This window comes from Mesorhizobium sp. M8A.F.Ca.ET.202.01.1.1, assembly GCF_004791595.1.
Classification (GTDB): domain Bacteria; phylum Pseudomonadota; class Alphaproteobacteria; order Rhizobiales; family Rhizobiaceae; genus Mesorhizobium.
On the sequence record NZ_SRUN01000004.1, the window covers coordinates 350,472 to 368,493 of the forward strand.

At 62.2% G+C, this 18,022-nt stretch carries 15 protein-coding genes; 8 read left to right on the forward strand and 7 right to left on the reverse strand.

Annotated features, from left to right (window positions below; genetic code table 11):
- Window positions 1-25: 25 nt before the first annotated feature.
- Window positions 26-1,495 (reverse strand): M81 family metallopeptidase, encoded by a 1,470-nt coding sequence (locus EN845_RS12335; RefSeq protein ID WP_127870138.1) that lies wholly within the window; start codon window positions 1,493-1,495, stop codon window positions 26-28.
- 152 nt (window positions 1,496-1,647) lie between these two features.
- Between EN845_RS12335 and EN845_RS12340 the strand changes: the two genes are divergently transcribed.
- Window positions 1,648-2,907, forward strand: coding sequence for an amino acid deaminase (locus EN845_RS12340; protein WP_127870137.1), 1,260 nt, complete (start codon window positions 1,648-1,650; stop codon window positions 2,905-2,907).
- 115 nt (window positions 2,908-3,022) lie between these two features.
- Here EN845_RS12340 and EN845_RS12345 read toward each other — a convergent pair whose 3' ends face one another.
- From EN845_RS12345 to EN845_RS12365, 5 genes are all read right to left on the reverse strand, one after another.
- Complete coding sequence (locus EN845_RS12345; protein WP_127870136.1) at window positions 3,023-3,820, reverse strand: M55 family metallopeptidase; 798 nt, start codon at window positions 3,818-3,820, stop codon at window positions 3,023-3,025.
- 105 nt (window positions 3,821-3,925) lie between these two features.
- On the reverse strand, window positions 3,926-5,596 hold the full coding sequence (locus EN845_RS12350) for a serine hydrolase domain-containing protein (RefSeq protein ID WP_127278483.1): 1,671 nt from the start codon (window positions 5,594-5,596) through the stop codon (window positions 3,926-3,928).
- 17 nt (window positions 5,597-5,613) lie between these two features.
- On the reverse strand, window positions 5,614-6,486 hold the full coding sequence (locus EN845_RS12355) for an ABC transporter permease (protein ID WP_056570727.1): 873 nt from the start codon (window positions 6,484-6,486) through the stop codon (window positions 5,614-5,616).
- Entirely contained in the window at window positions 6,483-7,490 is a 1,008-nt protein-coding gene (locus EN845_RS12360; RefSeq protein WP_245511725.1) for an ABC transporter permease, read from the reverse strand. The genes EN845_RS12355 and EN845_RS12360 overlap by 4 nt, the downstream gene beginning before the upstream one ends.
- 101 nt (window positions 7,491-7,591) lie before the next feature.
- Window positions 7,592-9,430, reverse strand: a complete 1,839-nt coding sequence (locus EN845_RS12365; RefSeq protein WP_245511726.1) for an ABC transporter substrate-binding protein — start codon at window positions 9,428-9,430, stop codon at window positions 7,592-7,594.
- 207 nt (window positions 9,431-9,637) lie between these two features.
- Between EN845_RS12365 and EN845_RS12370 the strand changes: the two genes are divergently transcribed.
- From EN845_RS12370 to EN845_RS12400, 7 genes are all read left to right on the forward strand, one after another.
- Window positions 9,638-10,603, forward strand: coding sequence for a LysR substrate-binding domain-containing protein (locus EN845_RS12370; RefSeq protein ID WP_245464375.1), 966 nt, complete (start codon window positions 9,638-9,640; stop codon window positions 10,601-10,603).
- Between the two features lie 240 nt (window positions 10,604-10,843).
- The gene (locus tag EN845_RS12375; RefSeq protein ID WP_245511727.1) at window positions 10,844-11,770 is read left to right on the forward strand and encodes an ABC transporter ATP-binding protein; all 927 of its coding nucleotides are present in this window, start codon (window positions 10,844-10,846) and stop codon (window positions 11,768-11,770) included.
- The gene (locus tag EN845_RS12380) at window positions 11,767-12,714 is read left to right on the forward strand and encodes an ATP-binding cassette domain-containing protein (RefSeq protein ID WP_127870134.1); all 948 of its coding nucleotides are present in this window, start codon (window positions 11,767-11,769) and stop codon (window positions 12,712-12,714) included. Before EN845_RS12375 ends, EN845_RS12380 begins: the two co-directional genes overlap by 4 nt.
- Before the next feature lie 539 nt (window positions 12,715-13,253).
- Entirely contained in the window at window positions 13,254-13,685 is a 432-nt protein-coding gene (locus EN845_RS12385; RefSeq protein ID WP_127870133.1) for a hypothetical protein, read from the forward strand.
- Entirely contained in the window at window positions 13,682-14,896 is a 1,215-nt protein-coding gene (locus EN845_RS12390) for a glycosyltransferase family protein (RefSeq protein ID WP_127870132.1), read from the forward strand. Before EN845_RS12385 ends, EN845_RS12390 begins: the two co-directional genes overlap by 4 nt.
- Before the next feature lies 1 nt (window position 14,897).
- Window positions 14,898-16,142, forward strand: coding sequence for a glycosyltransferase family 4 protein (locus EN845_RS12395; protein WP_127870131.1), 1,245 nt, complete (start codon window positions 14,898-14,900; stop codon window positions 16,140-16,142).
- Complete coding sequence (locus EN845_RS12400; protein WP_127870130.1) at window positions 16,139-17,290, forward strand: glycosyltransferase family protein; 1,152 nt, start codon at window positions 16,139-16,141, stop codon at window positions 17,288-17,290. The genes EN845_RS12395 and EN845_RS12400 overlap by 4 nt, the downstream gene beginning before the upstream one ends.
- 37 nt (window positions 17,291-17,327) lie before the next feature.
- Here the strand turns inward: EN845_RS12400 and EN845_RS12405 are convergent, their stop codons facing one another.
- Window positions 17,328-17,999, reverse strand: coding sequence for a class I SAM-dependent methyltransferase (locus EN845_RS12405; RefSeq protein ID WP_127870129.1), 672 nt, complete (start codon window positions 17,997-17,999; stop codon window positions 17,328-17,330).
- Window positions 18,000-18,022: the final 23 nt, after the last annotated feature.

Sequence of the window (18,022 nt, forward strand, 5' to 3'; positions counted from 1 at the left end):
CGATTCTTTCAAACGCTGAACCGCTCTAAGCCGCGTCGGCCGCGAATGGATCTTCCACTTTCGGCCAATAGGGCGTCTTGAGCTTTGTGTAGGGGATCGCGGCGAAGTTGGGCTGGGTCGCACCGGGCGGCGCGCAGAACAGGATGCGCTTGGCGATCGGTGCGAAACCAGCCTGGAAATGGTAATTGGATTTGACGATGACGATGCGCCGCTCGCTTGGATCGAGACCGAGCGCGGTCATGCAGTCGGGATGGAAGACCTGCGTGCGTACCGTGTTGATGATCAGGTCGATGCCGCCGTCGGTGGTAACCCATGCCGCATCCCCGAGCGGCCATGGCATGGTGCCGAACAGCTGCGTCAGCTCGCGACCGAGGCCTTTTACCGTAACGCGCAGATCGACAGGCATACCCGAGAACACGCCACACTTGCCGCCGACCCGCAGGTTTATGGTACCGCCGACCCCGGCCTCGACGCAGAAGCGATAGGCGATCGGGTCCCAGTACATGGCGCTGGCCACGTTCCCGATGCCGCGCTCTGTCAGCCGGCGCAGGATGTAGGTGGAGTCCCCCGGCGCGCCGCCGCCGGCATTGTCCGAAACATCCGCGATGACGACCAGCCCTTGCGGCTCGGCGAGCGCGATATCGAGCGCCTCGTCGATGCCGAGGAATTTCGGGATCAGGTCGTTGCGCAATGCGAAAAGCTGCTTGCCGAACCTTTCGGCTGTGCGCTCGGCAAGCGACTTGTCATCGTTGGTGACGACCAGCATGCGGGCTCCGACATCCTCGACGTCGCCATGCGGAAAACCATGTCCGAGCGAGACTGATAGTATGCCAGGCTCGGCCTCGGCGGCGATCATGCCATCGACGAAGCCGCGCATCGGCTGCTCCTGCACCCGGAAGGTGCTGATCATGCGGCAGTCGAAGAGCGCCATCACCGGCCTGACCTTGCCCTCCACCGCGTCGACGACAATGCGGTAGAGCTCGCCGGCACGGTCCATGATATCGGTGTGCGGATATTCCTTGTAGGCCACGATGGCTGTGGCGTTGTCGACCATCTTCTGGGTTGTGTGGCAGTGCAGATCGAGCTCTGCCCCGATCGGGATCTCGGGCCCGACGACAGCCCTGACATGCGCGAGAAGGTCACCCTCGGTATCGTCATAGCCTTCCGCGACGAAAGCGCCATGCAGCGCCAGAAGCACGCAGTCGACCGGCATGGCGGCCTTGAGCTCGTCGAGGATCTCGTCGCGGAACTGCTCGTAGACATTGCGGATGGTTATGCCTCCGGGCTCGGCGCAGACGCACAGGCTTTCCACGATCTCGTGGCCGTCGGCCTCGCCGCGCTGACGCCACACGAACAGCTGGCAGGACGGCTCGTTCAATGCCTTCGAGGTGGCGTCGCCCCGCGCAATGCCCATTTCCTCGAAACTGCGGTAGCCGGTCGGGATGGGCGCGAACGTGTTGGTCTCCGTGTCCATGCCCGCTATGAAAATGCGCATTCTTTCGTCCTCAACCCAATTTTCGTTTAAGAAAAATCTTTTCTCATCATCAAACTATTATATGATTTCCGCAAGCACCTGGACCATGTAAAGAGCTGCGCCAGACCGCGTTCACGCGGCATCCGGCGGGTGGCACAGAATCGGAAATTCACATGCATCTTCACCCGCTCGACGATCTGGTGCTGGACGAAACCACCAAGGCCATTCCGCCAGGCGTTGCGGTCCGTCTTCATGATGTCGGTTCGATGGGCTGGAACCTCCTGCGCGGTGATGTGCCGCTGCCGGCAGCGGTCATCAGGGAGTCCGCGCTCGACCACAATTCGCGATGGATGCAGCGTTTCCTCGCCAAGCGCAACGCGGTCATCGCGCCGCATGTCAAGACGACGATGTGCCCTCAGATCATGCAGAGGCAATTGCGCGACGGAGCCTGGGGCGTGACCGTCGCCACGCTGCACCAGATGAAGGTTTGCCGTCGGTTCGGCATCGATCGCATCGTGCTCGCCAACCAGCTTGTCGGACGGCTGGAACTGGACGCTCTGGTCGCCGAGCTGAACGCTTCGCCCGGCCTCGACTTCTACATGCTGGTCGACAGCCTCGATGCCGTGCGGCTGGCGAGCGAGGCGGTCGGACGCGCCGGAACGGCCTCGCGGCCGATCCAGGTGCTGGTCGAGCGCGGCTATCCGGGCGGCCGCACCGGTTGCCGCGACAACGACACGGCGCTCGAGGTGGCGCGTGCCGCGCATGCGGCGCCGCAACTGCGGCTCTGCGGCGTCGAGGCTTTCGAGGGACTGATCAAGCCGAAGGACGGTGGCCCGGCACAGGCGGTCGCGGATTTCGTCGACGAGATCGGCGCGCTCTACGAAGCATGCGCCGGCGAGAACCTGTTCGAGCGCGCGCCACCGATCGTGACGGCCGGCGGTTCGTCGTTCTACGACATCGTGCTCGATCGCCTCTCCGGCAGCGGCGCGCAGGTGATGACGCGCAGCGGCTGCTATGTCAGCCATGACAGCGGCGTCTATCAGGCAGAGCAGAAGCGCATCCTTGCCGCGACCGGCGAGAATGAGGGGCTGATCAACGCGCTGGAGGTCTGGACCCATGTGCAGTCCTGCCCGGAACCCGGCCTGGCGATCCTGACCGCCGGCAAGCGAGACTTTGGAACCGACTCCGGACTGCCGGTACCGCTGCTCATTTCGCGCGGCGACGGTTTGCCCGAAACGCTGACGGGCTGTGCGATTTTCGCCAGCAACGACCAGCACGCCTACATGCGCGTCCCGGAGACGGTTTCGGTCAAGGTCGGGGATCGTATCGGGCTCGGCGTATCGCATCCCTGCACAACCTTCGACAAATGGCAGATTCTGTTTCTGGTCAACGACGATTATGACATCGTCGGCGCGCTGAAGACCTATTTCTGACTAACCCACCGACGCAGAACAGTCGCAGCGCGGTTGCGACGGCTCTATCGGGGCAAGTACTTGCCGGGGACGGCCCGTCACGGATCGGGCGGGCCGCGCCTATTCCGCTCAATGGTCAGACGACAAACCGTATCGCGCGCTGAATGTCGAAGAAATTGTCCGCCTCGAAACGAAGCGTGCGCGGGGCGGGATGCTCCATGCCCGGATACCAGCTTCCCCTGTAGGCTTCGATTGGGGTGGTATATTCCACGATGAGTTCGAACCGGTCGGCCAGTCTCAGCCGACATTTCGACAGATCGCGCGAAAGCGAGGCCTCCACGGTCTCGCGTATGGCCTTGACCGAGCCTTGCGGCGAGAGCGACGACGTCGCCGGCCCGAACCCCTCGCTGGTTGCAACGGTTGCGATCTCGGGCACCAGTGCCTTCGCCTCGCCGCACATGCCGGCATCGCCAGACAGAAAGACCGATGGCACGCCGTAACGGGCAGCGCAGTGCGCGTTCAGCGTATATTCGGATGCCACCTCCCCGTTGATCAGCATCCTGGACACGGTGCCGGTCAGCGTGTGTGCCAGCGGATTCGTGTCGGTGCCGGCCTTGTTGTGGTAGCCGGTATAGAGAGCGGCATCGAAGGTGTCATCGATGCCGAACATCATCGCATCCGGATGGCCGCTCCAGCCGCGCACGATGCGGACATAGGCTGGAAGCTTGGAAAGGATCAGGTTGCGCGCCGTCGAATGGGCGTCCTTGACGACAATTTCGGTCGCGCCCGCCGCCTTGGCGCCTTCGCAGGCCGCGACCAGTTCGTCGGTCATATATTCCCGGAACTCAGCATAGTCGGGATTGCCCTTGCGCGCCTCGTCCCAATTGGTGATGCCGGCCGTGCCTTCGATGTCGGCGCTGATAAAGACTTTCATGTGCTTGCCTTTCGATTTCAGAGAAAGTCGCCGCGCACGCGGCTTGAATGGCGTCCGGGCCCGTGCGGTTGACGCGGCCCGCGCGGCGATGGCTGCCCGGGCGTCTTAGGCCGCCATTTCGGCCTGCCGGCGCTCCAGAAACATGGGGCCGACGCGGATGCCGCGGCGTCCATTGTCGTCGATGGCACCCAGCTCGAGAATCTCCTCCTCGTAGAGCAGCCCGTGCATGCGAAACCGGCCCGCATCCACCGGCTCGCAGCTATGGGTGCAGAAATACTCGATCAGGCATTTCAGCTGGCCATGGCTGTAGGTCAGATAGGTGATGTTGAAGTCTGGCCCGTATTCGCCCAGGTGCGGCGCGATCTCCGGCGGCACCTTCTCGACCGGCAGACTATCGACACGTGACCAGGTCGCCCCTTTCCAGTCTAGCTGGTTGGCCTTCGAGAAGGACAGATTCATATGCGCATAGTCGGCGCCGCGACCGTAGATGCGTCCGTCGATGACGAAGTCATTGCCCGAGACCGGGCGGATCTGCAGCGGCACGCCCTCCCCCATCAGATAGAGCTTGCCGTCCTTGTTCTTCACCTCGACGACCTCGCCGCCCGCCTCGTGACGATAGAGGCCGGGCAGGCTTGCGAACTGGTCTTCGGTGATGGGCGGCGGGGCCTGGCCGCGAAGCGGCATGCGTCCCATGCCGCAATCTGCGAGGGCGATGCGCAAGCCATCGCCCGCCAGCCGGGAGGCTATCTGATTGGCGAAATCAAGCGTGGCGAAGATCAGGACGCCGAAGCCGGCCCTCGGCAGGAGCATCATCTGCGACGCATAGCCATAAACCGCGCCGCCATGGCCGACGGAGGTCCACCCGTCCATGTCGCCGACGCCGAAGCACAGCCCATACCCGTTGAGGTCCTTGTTGTGGCCTTCGGGGCGCTTGCCGATCGGGGTCCACATCTTGCGCAGCGATGCGGGGCTGACGATGGCATCGCCGTTGGGCGCGAAGCCGCCCCGCAGCAGGCACCGCGTATAGTTGGCCATATCGGAAGTGGTGGAGAATATGTTGCCGGCGGGCGATCCGCCCAGGTTGAACACCGGCGCGGGGCTATCCCCGTCCAACGTCCACATGTCGGCCGGCGCCAGCCTTTCGCGGATGCCGGGGGCCATGCCTGACGACGTGTCGTTCATGCCCAGCGGCCTCAGAATGTTCTCGGTGATGTAGTCGGCGTAGCTCTTACGCGTCACCCGCTCGATCACCATGCCGACCACGGCGATGCCGGCATTGGAATAATGCATGATGCCGGCGCTGGGATCCTGCTTCAGCGTGGATGTGGCAAGCTCGGCGACGGTGTCGGCCAGCGGCGGCTTGTGTGAATCCAGATAGTGTCCGCTCTTGGGTTCGCGCACGATCCCGGCGGTGTGGCTCATGAGCTTGGCCAGGCTGATCTGCGAGCCGTGGGGTCCGCTTTCACGCCCGGCGAACGGATTGACCGGGTGAAAACCGGGCAGATACTCCGAGACATCGACATCAAGGTCGACCAGCCCCTTCTCCACGAGTTGCATGATGGCAACCGACGTGAAGGTCTTTGTGATCGAGCCGATGCGGAAACAGGTGTCGTCCTTCATGTCGAAATGGCGATCGTGCCGCTGTATGTGGCCGTGCGCCATGAGGCCGTCCCGGTCGATCAGGGCATAGGAGATCGACGGGATCGCCTTGTCCTCCACCTCGTGGCGGATAAGGTCTTCAAGAAGCTCGATGGCGTGGGGGGAAAGCGAAGACACGAGGATACTCCCTGATTTCAATTTGTATGGCGGGGATCGAGAATGTCGCGCAAAGCGTCGCCGACGAGGTTCCACGCCAGCACGAACAGGAAGATCGCGGCTCCCGGGAAGGCAAGCGTGTACCAGTACTGGAACGGGTTGCCGGGCTGGCCGACGATCCAGTTGCGCGCATAGGCGATGAACTGCCCCCAGTCGGCGTAGCCTTCCTCCGTGCCCACTCCGAGGAAGCTCAGGGCGGACGCGGTGAGCACCATCGAACCCGTGGCCATGGTAGCCAGAACCAGCACGGGGAAGAACGCGTTGGGCAGGATGTGGAACACGATCAGCCGGAAATCGCCGGCGCCGTAGCTTCTCGCCGCATTGACGAAATCCATCTCGCGGATCCGCAGAATTTCACTGCGCACCACACGCGCGTAACCCATCCATCCGAACGTCGTCAGCGCGACGGTTATCGGCCCGAGCCCCTTGCCGAGCAGGGCAGTCAGCACCATGGCGGCGATGAGGAAGGGAACCGCCATGAAGACGTCGACGATACGCATCAGCACTTCGTCCACGATGCCGCCGTAAAAGGCCGCGAGCGATCCGATGATCGTGCCGATCAGCACGGAGATGGCGACGACGCCGAGGCCGATCTTGAAGGCCGTGCGGGTGCCCCAGATCACGGCGTAGTAGATGTCGTACTGGCCTTCGGTGGTTCCGAAGATGGCCTCGGGCGACGGCGGTTGCGGCGTTGCCAGGAAGCCCGCTCTCGGCGTGTCGTAGACCGACATCTGGAATTCCTGCGGCGGTGCGAGCACAGGCGCGAAAATCGCGATCAGCACGAATGCCAGCAACAGCAGCACACCAACCAGCGAGATCGGGTTACGCTTCAGATAGCCAAGGGCTCTCATCGCCTCTTCACCCTCGGATCGAGCAGCGGATAGATCAGGTCGACGGCCAGGTTCAGCACCACGAGAACGACCGCGAAGTAGAGGCCGAAGCCCAGCACCGCCGGAAAATCCAGATTGGCGGCAGTCTTGGCCGCGAACTGGCCGAGGCCGGCATAGTCGAAGATGGTTTCGGTGATGACGACGCCACCCATCATGGCGGCCAGCTCCATTCCGGCGATCGTCGTGACCGGAAGCAACGCGTTGCGCCTGGCATGATGCAGTTCCACCACGCGCCGGGACATGCCCTTCGCGCGTGCCGTGCGGACATAGTCCTGGCGCAGCGTTTCCAGCATCGACGTGCGCATGACACGCGTCATGTTGGCAAGATTGACGTAGGTCAGGGTGATGACGGGGGCAGCGAGATGCCTGAGCGTATCCCAGAAAATGGCCAGATTGCCGTTGAGCAGCGCGTCGATCGTGTTCGCGCCGGTGTAGCGGGTGAAGCCGGGCGAGGTGACGGCGGCCTGGGCCCACTGGCTGAGGCGCCCGGGCGGGAACCAGTCGAGCGCGGAGTAGAAGATCAGCAGCATCAGCAGTCCGAAGACATAGACCGGGAACGACCAGCCCAGGATGGTGAAGATGCGGATCACATGGTCCGGCCAGCGGTTGAGATGGATGCCGGCCCGCGAACCCAGGTAGATGGCGAGCAGAAAGCCAGGAATGAACGCCAGCAGGACCAGTTCCAACGTCGCGGGCAGCAGGGAAGCCAGCGCGTGGGCAACAGGCTGGCGCGCGGTCTCGGACCAGCCCAGATTGCCCGTCAGGATGTTGCCGATCCAGCGTCCGTATTGAATGTAGAAGGGATCGTTCAGCCCATACTGCTCGATCATCCTGCGAATGCTGTCCTGGCCGCCCTTGAGGAAGTCCGGGGACGGCGCGTACGCCGCCAGGCGCTGTGTCGGCGACAGCGACATCTGCAGCGCGAAAAGCATCAGCGACAGGGCGAAGAGAACGACGGGCAACATCAGGAGCCGCCGCAAAGCGTAGTTCAGCACATCAGCATCCGCACCATGAGGAATAGCCGTTTCACCGGGCGACGATGGCGCCCGGTGAAACCCGAAGCTCTTTAATCGGCCTTCTTGGTGACGGGATAGAAATCCCAGGCGCCGTAGAGGATCATGTTGTGCACGTAGCCGTCGATGTTGCCGCGGGTGACGATGTACCCGAAGTCCTCCCAGAGGAACTGCGTGGTGGCATAGTCGTAGGACATGTCCTGCAGCTTGGCATAGATCGGCTCGCGCACGGCGGGATCGCTCGAGGCCCAGGCCTGGTCGAGAAGCGGCTTGAACTTCTCCGCCATCAGGTCGCGGTAGCCTTGGCCGAGCATGCCGCCGACAAGACCGGTCGGGGACAGATAGTAGGTCGCGGCACCCAGCGGACCACCCGGGTCGGAATAGTCCGGTCCCCAGCCCATGTAGGTGAGCGGCGAGGCAGGCTTTTCACGGTTGTTGAGCTTGTCCGAGATCGAGGCCCAGGGCAGCGACTGGATCTTCATCTTGAACTTCGGATTGATCCGCTGCAGTCCCTGCTGGAGCGCGGAAAGTGCCGCCGTGCCTTGCGGCGTTCCTTCCTGCACATAGGCCGTGAAGGTGAAGCCGGTATCCCACAGCTTGCCGCCGAAGGCCTTCTTGAAGTGCTCCGCGGCCTTTTTCGGATCGTAACTGTAGATCGGCGAGTCGGCGCGGTAGCCCATGATGCCGCGCACGGTCGGGCCGCGCGCCTGCACGGTCTTGCCGAGCAGGGCCTGCTTTATCAGCGCATCGTAATTTTGGGCGTAGTTGAAGCCCTGGCGGACATCGATATCGGAGAAGAAGTCCGGCGGGATGCCGTTGCCGTCCAGCTTGCCGCTGCCGATGGCGGGGTTGTCGGCATCATCCAGCGGCCACGCGAAATAGAGGCCACGGCTGAACACCTTGGGCAGGCCGTCGATGACCTTGACACCATCCGTCTTGGCGAGCTCGTCCAGGAACTCGACGGGCGTCGTCACGAAGTCGGCATCGCCGGACAGCAACTGCAGCCGACGCGTGGTCCATTCCGGAACCGTGCGCATGACCACGCGCTCGAGCGAGGCCTTGCCCATGAAGTAATTGTCGAAACGCTTCAGCGTGATGCGGCGATCGGTGCGATCCCATTCGTCGAGCATGAACGGACCGGTCCCGTTCTCCTGGGCGAACAGCGGATCGTCGCCGAGTTCGGGACGGTAGTACTTCTTCCAGTTGTCCCCGTTGCCATCCCACCCGCCGACCGAGCCGACCCATTCCTTGTCGACGATCGAAGCACCGAACGGCAGCGCCAGAACGCCAAGCGTGGCGGGGAAGGATTTTGGCAGCTTCAGCGTGACATTGTCACCCTCGACGGTGATCTGCGACGCGAGTTCGTCATAGACCTTGCGTAGCGCTTCGGGGCTGGCATCCTTGATGTCCGATACCTTGCCTTCGGCTTCGACCCATTTGGCGACGTCGGTGTATTTGCTCGCCGTCACCACCTCGGTGATGGCGTTGGACATCCATGACTGGCCCATCAGGATGGCGCGCAGCAGCGAGTAACGCACGTCTTCGGCCGTGATCTCGCCATAGCCGGGCTCGATCTTGGCCTTCTGCTCGTCAGTCAGCCCGTCATAGTACTGCCAGGTGATCTTGCCGTCGTCGCCCTTGACGCCGACCTTGTGGGCGTGGACGCCCTTCCGGATCGGGAAGGTGTAGCTGACCGAACCGTCCGCGTTCTGCTTGATCAGGCCGTTTTCGAGGCTCGGCACTTGCGACGACAATGAAGGCACGAATTCGGAAATCTGGGAGCCGTTGTAGTTCAACAGGCGGCTGTAGACGTTGAGCACGCCGTAGGAGCTCGGCGTGTTTGCAATGTAGGCCGGATCGAACGACTGAACATCGTCAGTCCAAAGAAACACAAACGTTCCGGGATTCTTGGTTTCTGCAACGGCGGACGACGCAAAAGCGCCTATGCCCATGCAGAAGGCTAATGCCAAGGCACGTTTCATTTTCATGAATATGTTCCCACAATTGACTCGAGGTCTTTTTATCGTTGCGTGCGAAAGCTAGGAGCAGGCTTGCGCCACTGTCCAATGCGTAGATAGGATCGGTTATGCGAATAATGCATGAGGTCGACTGTGGAGCTGGCGTGGTTTGAAGACTTCCTCGAGATCGCAGCGACGCGGAATTTCTCGACCGCCGCGGCGTCCCGAAATATCTCGCAGCCGGCCTTCAGCCGGCGCATCAAGGCGCTGGAGGCTTGGGTCGGCGCCGAACTTATCGACCGCAGCACATATCCGGTGCACCTCACCAGCGCGGGCGCCATTTTCGTTCCGCGCTGCCAGGAAATGCTTCGCGACATGTACCGCCTGCGCACGGACTGCCGCAACGCCGCCGGCGCCAGCTCACGGCTTCTCACTTTCGCCGCGCTTCATACGCTGGCTATCTATTTTTTTCCCAAGTGGATCAGCCATCCCGAAATGCCAAATGCGCCGGTCCGCAGCAGCATGCACACGGGCGACTTCCTGGAATGCGTTGAGCACCTGTCGTCCGGCAAATGCGACTTCGCCATCACCTACGATCACCCTGACGGTCCGCCGGTCCTCGAGGGCGGACCCTTCGAATCGCTTCAAATCGGCAGGGATCGCCTCGTTCTGGTGTCTGGTGTCGACCAGACGGGAGCGCCGCTCTTCGATGTCGATGTGCCGGAAGGCACCAGGATTCCCTACCTCGCCTATTCCTGGAGCGACGGCTATCTCGGCAAGCTGATCTCGCTCATCCAGTCGCGCTGGCGGCGTCCTCTCAATCTCAGCATCGTCTACCAGTCCTCGCTTGCCGAAGGCCTGAAGCAGATGGCGATCGCCGGGCAAGGCGTGGTCTGGCTGCCGCAGATCTGCGTTCACAAATCGATCGCCCAGGGCGAACTCATCCAGATTGGCGGACAACAGCTGTCCCTGGAGATCGAGATCAGGATTTTCCGCCGTGTGGGCTCGCGCAGCCGGGACGGCGAAGCGCTGTGGAAATATCTCTCGCGAACCGCCGAGCAGGCGCGCGGACGCACCCTGGTTGATCCGACACTGACCATGCGCTGAGCGGATCGAGGGTCCATTGGCGAGTTAATGCGAAATCCGACAGAGCGATGCAGAGATTGCATAACTTCGGGTGGAGCGCCGGGAAGCCTGACAATCGCAGGGCCGATGCCGTCTGGCGAGGCATTCCGGGCCATTCCAAGGCATGGCTTCCAGGCGACCGGGTGATGGGCCCTATTGACAGCCCACATGCTCGCTGCGTTCGATACCGAGTGTCGCGACCATTGCGCCTGGAGTGCCTTTTTGACCGTCAAGTCCGCCGCCACAGCGAGCCTTCCCGACGATGTGATCCTCTCGGTCGAGGACCTTGAAGTCTGCTTCGGGGCAAGGGGGACAAAGGTGGTGCCGGCTGTTCAGGGCGTATCGTTCCAGATCAAGCGTGGCGAGACGGTGGCATTGGTGGGCGAGTCAGGTTCGGGCAAATCGGTCACCGCCATGACCGTAATGCGCCTGACCGAATATGATGGCGCCAGGATCACGGGCGGCCGCATCCTGATGAGGCTCAAGGACGGCGGCGTAGCCGACCTGACAAGGCTTTCCGAAAAGCGCATGGAGGGGCTCCGCGGCTTTGAGTTCTCGATCGTATTCCAGGACCCGATGTCGAGCCTCAATCCGGTGTTCACCGTCGGCGACCAGATTGCGGAGGTGATCACGAGACACCAGGGCAAGTCGCCGCGCAAGGCGCGCGACATCGCGCTGAACGTGCTCAAGCTCGTGCGCGTGCCCGACGCCGCCCTCAGGCTCGACCAATATCCGCACCAGTTGTCCGGCGGCATGCGCCAGCGCGTCATGATCGCCATTGCACTGGCGTGCCGCCCCTCCTTGATGATCCTCGATGAGCCGACCACCGCGCTCGATGTCACCATCCAGGCGCAGATTTTGGATCTTGTCCGCGCACTGCAGCGCGAGATCGGCATGTCTGTTCTTTTCATCACCCATGACATGGGTGTGGTCGCGGAAATCGCCGATCGCGTCTGTGTCATGCTGAAGGGCGAGATCGTCGAATCGGGCTCGGTGAACCAGATTCTCGTGGATCCCCGACACCGCTATACGCGCGCGCTGATCTCGGCGGTGCCGAGGCTGGGCAGCATGGCCGACAAGGATGGGCCCGAGAAATTCCCGCTCGTCATATTCAATGCCGAAGTCTCGCAGCCGGAGGTTTCGGCATGAGCGTCGCACCGCTCGCAACGGACAGAAAGCCGCTGGTCGAGGTCCGCGAGCTTGTTACGCGTTTCGACCTGCGGGGCGGTATCTTCGGCGGCATAGCCGGCCGGGTCCATGCGGTGGAGGGCGTTTCCTTCGATATTTTCCCGGGTGAGACCCTGGCGTTGGTGGGGGAATCGGGCTGCGGCAAGTCGACCGTGGCGCGCAGCATCATGCAGTTGGACAAGCCCTTGTCCGGCGCCATTCGCTATGACGGCAAGCAGATGATCGGCGCGGGGCGGGCAACCCTTGCGAGCTTCCGGCGCGAGGTGCAGATGGTCTTCCAGGACCCGTTCTCCTCGCTCAATCCGCGGATGACGATCGGGCAGGCCCTGACCGACCCGATGCGCGTCCACCGCATAGCGCGCGGCGGTGAGCTGCGGAATCGGGCGGCGGCCCTGCTGGCAAAAGTGCATCTGCCGCCGGAACATCTCGAACGCTACCCTCATGCCTTCTCGGGCGGTCAACGGCAGCGCATCTGCATTGCCAGGGCTTTGGCGCTCGATCCCCGCCTCCTCATCGCCGATGAGGCGGTCGCCTCGCTCGACGTCACGATCCAGGCTCAGGTCATCAACCTGTTGATGGACCTGCAGCGCGAGATGGGCATCGCCATCCTGTTCATCAGCCATGACATGGCCGTGGTCGAGCGCATCGCGCATCGCGTTGCCGTCATGTACCTGGGCGAGATCGTCGAGATCGGCGACCGCCGATCGGTCTTCGGCAATCCTCAACACCCTTATACACGCAAACTGCTTTCGGCGGTTCCCGTCGCCGATCCGGCGCGACGACCGGTTGGACGCGAACCGATGTCGGATGAGATTCCCAGCGCGGTACGCGGCGTTGATTTTGTTCCGGTCCGTCTACCCATGAATGCCGTTTCGCCGACCCATTTCGTGCGCGAGACGGCCTGATCGGACCGCTGTTGACGGTGCTTGGCGCAAAAAGCCGGCAGCCTTTGAGGCCGGTATATGTATCCGGAATGTTGATTTTACTGAGGTTTTCGTGAGCCAAAATCGGAAATCTTTCCGTGCCCGTATGGTTCCGAGACAGCCTAAAAGTGGCAGGCATAGGCGGACCGCGAAACTGGAATGATGCCCAGCCGATTGTTTCCAGAACATCCAAGCCGTTGATCCAGCTGCATTTTTTGTTTATGGCGCAACGCCAGCCGCCCACCTCGCGCCCAAGTTCGCATAGACGCGCGGATCACGGACCCGGTCATCGAAGGCAGCCGGCGCCGGGTCATCGAACTGCCAGCCCAAGAGAGAATTGGAGGCCATGGCGATCCACAAGCACCTGGTCTTGCACACGCCCTCCCGCGGGCGCTGCGTTGTGAGCGACGGCATCCACTCGATTCTTGCTGAAATTCCAGCTAGCCTAGGCGACAAATGGCTCAGTTCTGGTCGATGAATGACAATCAGACCGCCCGTCAAGAGATTGATGGGCAGCACCTTTGGTCCCCAAGACCGAGAGCAATGGCGCGCGAAATGAGTTCTACAACAAAATGGGCCGTGCGACTTCCGGCGACCGATCAATTGGCTATATGGGCAGGATAATTCGCCTTCACCGCTCCGAAATCAATGGAGTTCGGAGACACCGGAACTTTTTGGAATCAAGAGGGATGATTTCTGCCGATCTTTTGGATACCACGTTCCCCTTCGATCCAGACACCAACAGGGCGTCTCGGCCCGCTCCCGCCGAGGCGATATTCGTCAATCCATCAAGTTTCGGACTCAGGCAATCGGAAAGCCTGCCTGACAGGCACACCACGGAAGCAATACAGATCGAAAATGGCGGCCTCATTTTTCAGAACCAGGATGCTTTCGAAGCCGGCGCGCCGCTCACGGTCCTCAAGGCGAGAATTCTAAGAGACGTTCAACAATGACCCAGCACGCAGAAAACGCTCGAATTCTCATGTACAGCCACGACACGTTCGGGCTCGGCCACTTGCAGCGCTGCCGGACTATCGCGCATTCGCTGGTCGAGGATTTCCGCGGACTTCAGGTGCTTATCATTTCGGGTGCGACCATCGCTGGCGCCTTCGACTACCGGGCCCGTGTCGACTTCGTGAAGATCCCCAGCGTCATCAAGTTGCGCAACGGCGAATACACCTCGCTGGAAAAGGATATCGATCTGCATGAGACGCTCAGGATGCGCCAGTCGATCATCCGCCATACGGCCGAGACCTTCCGGCCGGATATCTTCATCGTCGACAAGGAACCGCTCGGCCTGCGCGGTGAGATTGAGGATACGCTGTCCTACCTCAAGACGCGGGGCACCACGCTGGTGCTTGGCCTGCGCGAGGTGATGGATGCGCCGCACCTGCTCGAGGCAGAGTGGGCGCGCAGGGATGTGATGCGCAAGATAGGCCTTTTCTACGACAAGGTCTGGGCCTATGGCCCGCCGGATTTCTACGATCCGTTGACCGGCTTGGATGTGCCGCCGGCTGTCAGGGCAAAGATGAGGTTCGTCGGCTTCCTGCAACGGAGCCTGCAGCGGAACGAGTTGCCTGGCCACCGGCCCGAGGGCGACTATATCCTCGTTACCACCGGTGGCGGCGGCGACGGTGCCGAATTGATCCACGACGTCATCGATGCCTATCATCAGGATCCGCAGTTGCAGCACAGGGCGCTGATCGTGCTCGGGCCTTACATGCCGGCGCGCAAGCGCAACAAGCTGCTCAGGAAGGGGTCCAAGATCCCCTACATCAAGATCATCGAGTTCGACAATCGCATGGAAGACCTGATTGCCGGCGCCAAGGCGGTAGTGGCGATGGGTGGTTACAACACCTATTGCGAGATACTGTCTTTCGATAAGCCGGCGCTCATCGTGCCGCGCATAGAGCCCCGCCAGGAACAGCTGATCCGCGCTCGGCGCGCAGCCGAACTCGGCCTCATCGAGATGCTTTTGCCGGAGGAAGCCAAGGACTCCCAGCGGTTTGCCGATGCACTGGTGGCGCTGCCGGACCGGTCCCGCCCCTCACAGAGTAATCCGCATCTGACGCTGGAAGGGCTGCCGCATATTTCCGAGATTGTCGCGGAACTGCTGGACCGGCGGGCCGGCCATCACCTTTCGGTTGTTGAAGGAACCATCTGACTTGCAACATCGCAAGATCGTCGTGGTTCTGAAGGGCTATCCACGGCTGTCGGAAACTTTTATCGCGCAGGAACTGCTCGGCCTCGAACGCGCGGGGTTCGACTTGATACTCGTCGCACTCAGGCGGCCCACCGACGCAAAACGCCACCCCGTGCATGACGAGATCAAAGCGCCCGTCCACTACCTGCCGGAATATCTGCACGACGAGCCGCTGCGCGTGCTTCGCTCGCTGTTTGCTTGTTTGCCGCGGCCGGGTTTCTGGCGCGCGCTCCGATCGCTGGCCGCCGATATCCCCCGCGACTTTACGCGCAATCGCGCACGCCGCTTCGGGCAAGCGCTCGTGCTGGCGGCAGAATGGCCGCAAGACGCGGGGTGGTTGCATGCCCATTTCGTGCACACGCCGGCATCGGTGACACGCTATGCCAGCCAGCTTCGTGGCCAGCCGTGGAGCTGCTCGGCCCATGCCAAGGATATCTGGACTTCGGCGGACTGGGATCTGGCCGGCAAGCTTTCCTCGGCGCGTTGGACAGTCACTTGCACGAAAACCGGCTTCGACCACCTGAAAAAACTCGCCAATGGCAACTCGTCCGTGCATTTGAGCTATCATGGGCTCGACCTTGAGCGCTTCGGCAGTTTCAGTGCGGCGCGAAAGCAACATGACGGCTCGGCCCAGAGCGGACCGGTCATCATTCTGAGTGTCGGGCGCGCCGTCGCAAAGAAAGGTTACGACACCTTGCTGGGAGCCCTTGCCCTGTTGCCTGGCGATCTGGACTGGCGTTTCGAGCATATCGGCGGCGGCGAGGAACTGGAACGGCTCAAGGCGCTGGCGAAAAGGCTCGGACTGGATGGTCGCATCTCCTGGAAAGGTGCGCTGGCGCAGAAGGAGGTGCTTGAGCACTACCGCCGCGCCGACATCTTTGCCCTGGCCTGCAGGATCACCGCGGATGGCGACCGGGACGGTCTGCCTAATGTTCTGGTGGAGGCGGCCAGCCAGCGGCTTGCCTGCGTGTCCACCGATATTTCCGGCGTTCCGGAGCTCTTGTCGTCGGATGAAACCGGGCTGCTGGTTCCGACAGAAAACCCGATTGCCCTGGCACAGGCGCTAGAGCGCCTGATCCGTGATCCCGTGCTGCGCGCTCGCCTCGGTGACGCCGCGGAGGCGCGCGTGCGCGGCAATTTCGATCATATGGCGAGCATTGGACAGCTCAAGGAACTGTTCGAGCGCGAGTGGCGGGCCGCCGGTTGAAGCAGCTGCGTGCGTTCCTCTATGTCCAGCACCTGCTCGGTATCGGCCATCTCGCACGCACCAGCCGCGTCGCGGCGGCTCTGGTCGATGACGGGTTTGAGGTAACCGTCGTGACCGGCGGAGCGCCGGTCTCCGGGTTTCCGGGACCGGGGGTAAAGTCCGTAACCCTGCCACCTGTCACCTCCGGTGATGAGGGATTTTCCGGGCTTGTCGACTTGCAGGGCATCCCCATCGACGATGCTTTCAAGAAACGGCGTTCAGAAATGCTGCTGCGGGCATTCCGGGATTGCAGGCCTGATATCGTCATTGTCGAGGCGTTTCCGTTTGGACGCCGGCAGATGCGTTTCGAATTGTTACCGCTGATCGAGGCCATCGCCGCGACTTCGCCCAGACCGCTGCTGGCGACGTCCGTCCGTGATATCCTCCAGGAGCGCGTCAAGCCGGGCCGAAACGAGGAAACAGTCGATCTCATCAACAGGCATTTCGACCTGGTCATGGTCCACGGCGACCCGGCTTTCGCGACCATCGACAAGACATTTCCACTGGCCGGCGCGATCAGGGCTGAGGTCACCTACACAGGGCTCGTCGCGGCGCCGCCATCGCCCGCGGCCTCCGAGCGCTTCGACATTCTGGTGTCGGTTGGCGGCGGGGCTGCGGGAAAGAGCCTTGTTCACTCCACCATCGCAGCGGCGCGGAACGCCAAAAACGGTTGGAAATGGTGTTTGATCACCGGCCCAAACCTGCCGAAAGCCGAGTTTGACACGATCGCACGCGATGCCACGCCTGGCCTGTCCATCTTCCGGTTCAGAGAGGATTTCGCCAGCCTGCTGACCGGCGCCCGCCTGTCGGTCTCGCAGGCGGGTTACAACACGGTCTGCGATGTGCTGCGCGCGGGTTGTCGCTCGCTGCTTGTTCCATTTGCGGCCGGCGGGGAAACCGAACAGACGGTTCGCGCCCTGATGCTCGAAGAACTCGGTCTGGCAACGGTGTTGACCGAAAAGGACCTGACGCCTGAAGGTCTGGCGCAAGCGATCGAACAGGCGTTTGGGGCGCCGACGCCAGCCGCGCACCGTCTCGATCTGGAAGGCGCGCATCGCTCGGCGCAGATTCTGCGTCAGCGGTATCGAACCCGGTCGCCGAAATCCTGACGCGGGCCGCGCCTGGGTTGGATTCGCGCAAAGCGCGTCAAACAGTTCCAATCAGCATGAAGCGCGTATACTTTTTCGTCGGCAGTTCACCGGAGAACCGCACCTCCCGTAGCGCCGCCATTGCTTCGAAGGCTGCCAGTGAAGCCACGCAGTTGATATGCGTCGGCTCGCTGAAATAATCGTTGGATTGCAGCAGTACGTTCGTGCCTCGCGGAAGCAGGGCAAGCCAAGCACCCAGATCAGCTATGTGTTCGCAGCTCGTGTTGACCACCAGGTCGGGCCGCCCGGCCGCATAGTCGAGTGCGTACATATCCTCCGTCAGCGCCCGGAAGCGGTCGCCGGCTTCCCGGTTGAGGGTCCGGGCGACCGGCCCGACTTCAGGATCGATGTCGATGCTGTCGATCGCCGCAATGTCGAAACGGGCGTCGTTGAAAAGCATCGCCGGCAACACGCCGTACCATCCACCCAGAACCCATATGCGCCCGAACCGGCCGCCGCAGCTTTCGAACAGCCCGTCGAGCGCCCACATCTTGCAGGCGACCTGCTTGTGGTTGAAGGCGTTGGCGATATCGGCCTCCGGGTGCTTGGCGATGACGCGCGCCAGCCCTGCCACGAGAGGGCGATCGACATAGGCCGCAATTCCTCGGGTGAGGTCGAAGGCTTGCTCGTGCCAGTCCATGCCGGCATTGCGCGGTTGCGTGACATCCATCATATTCGCCTTGTATGTTGGGA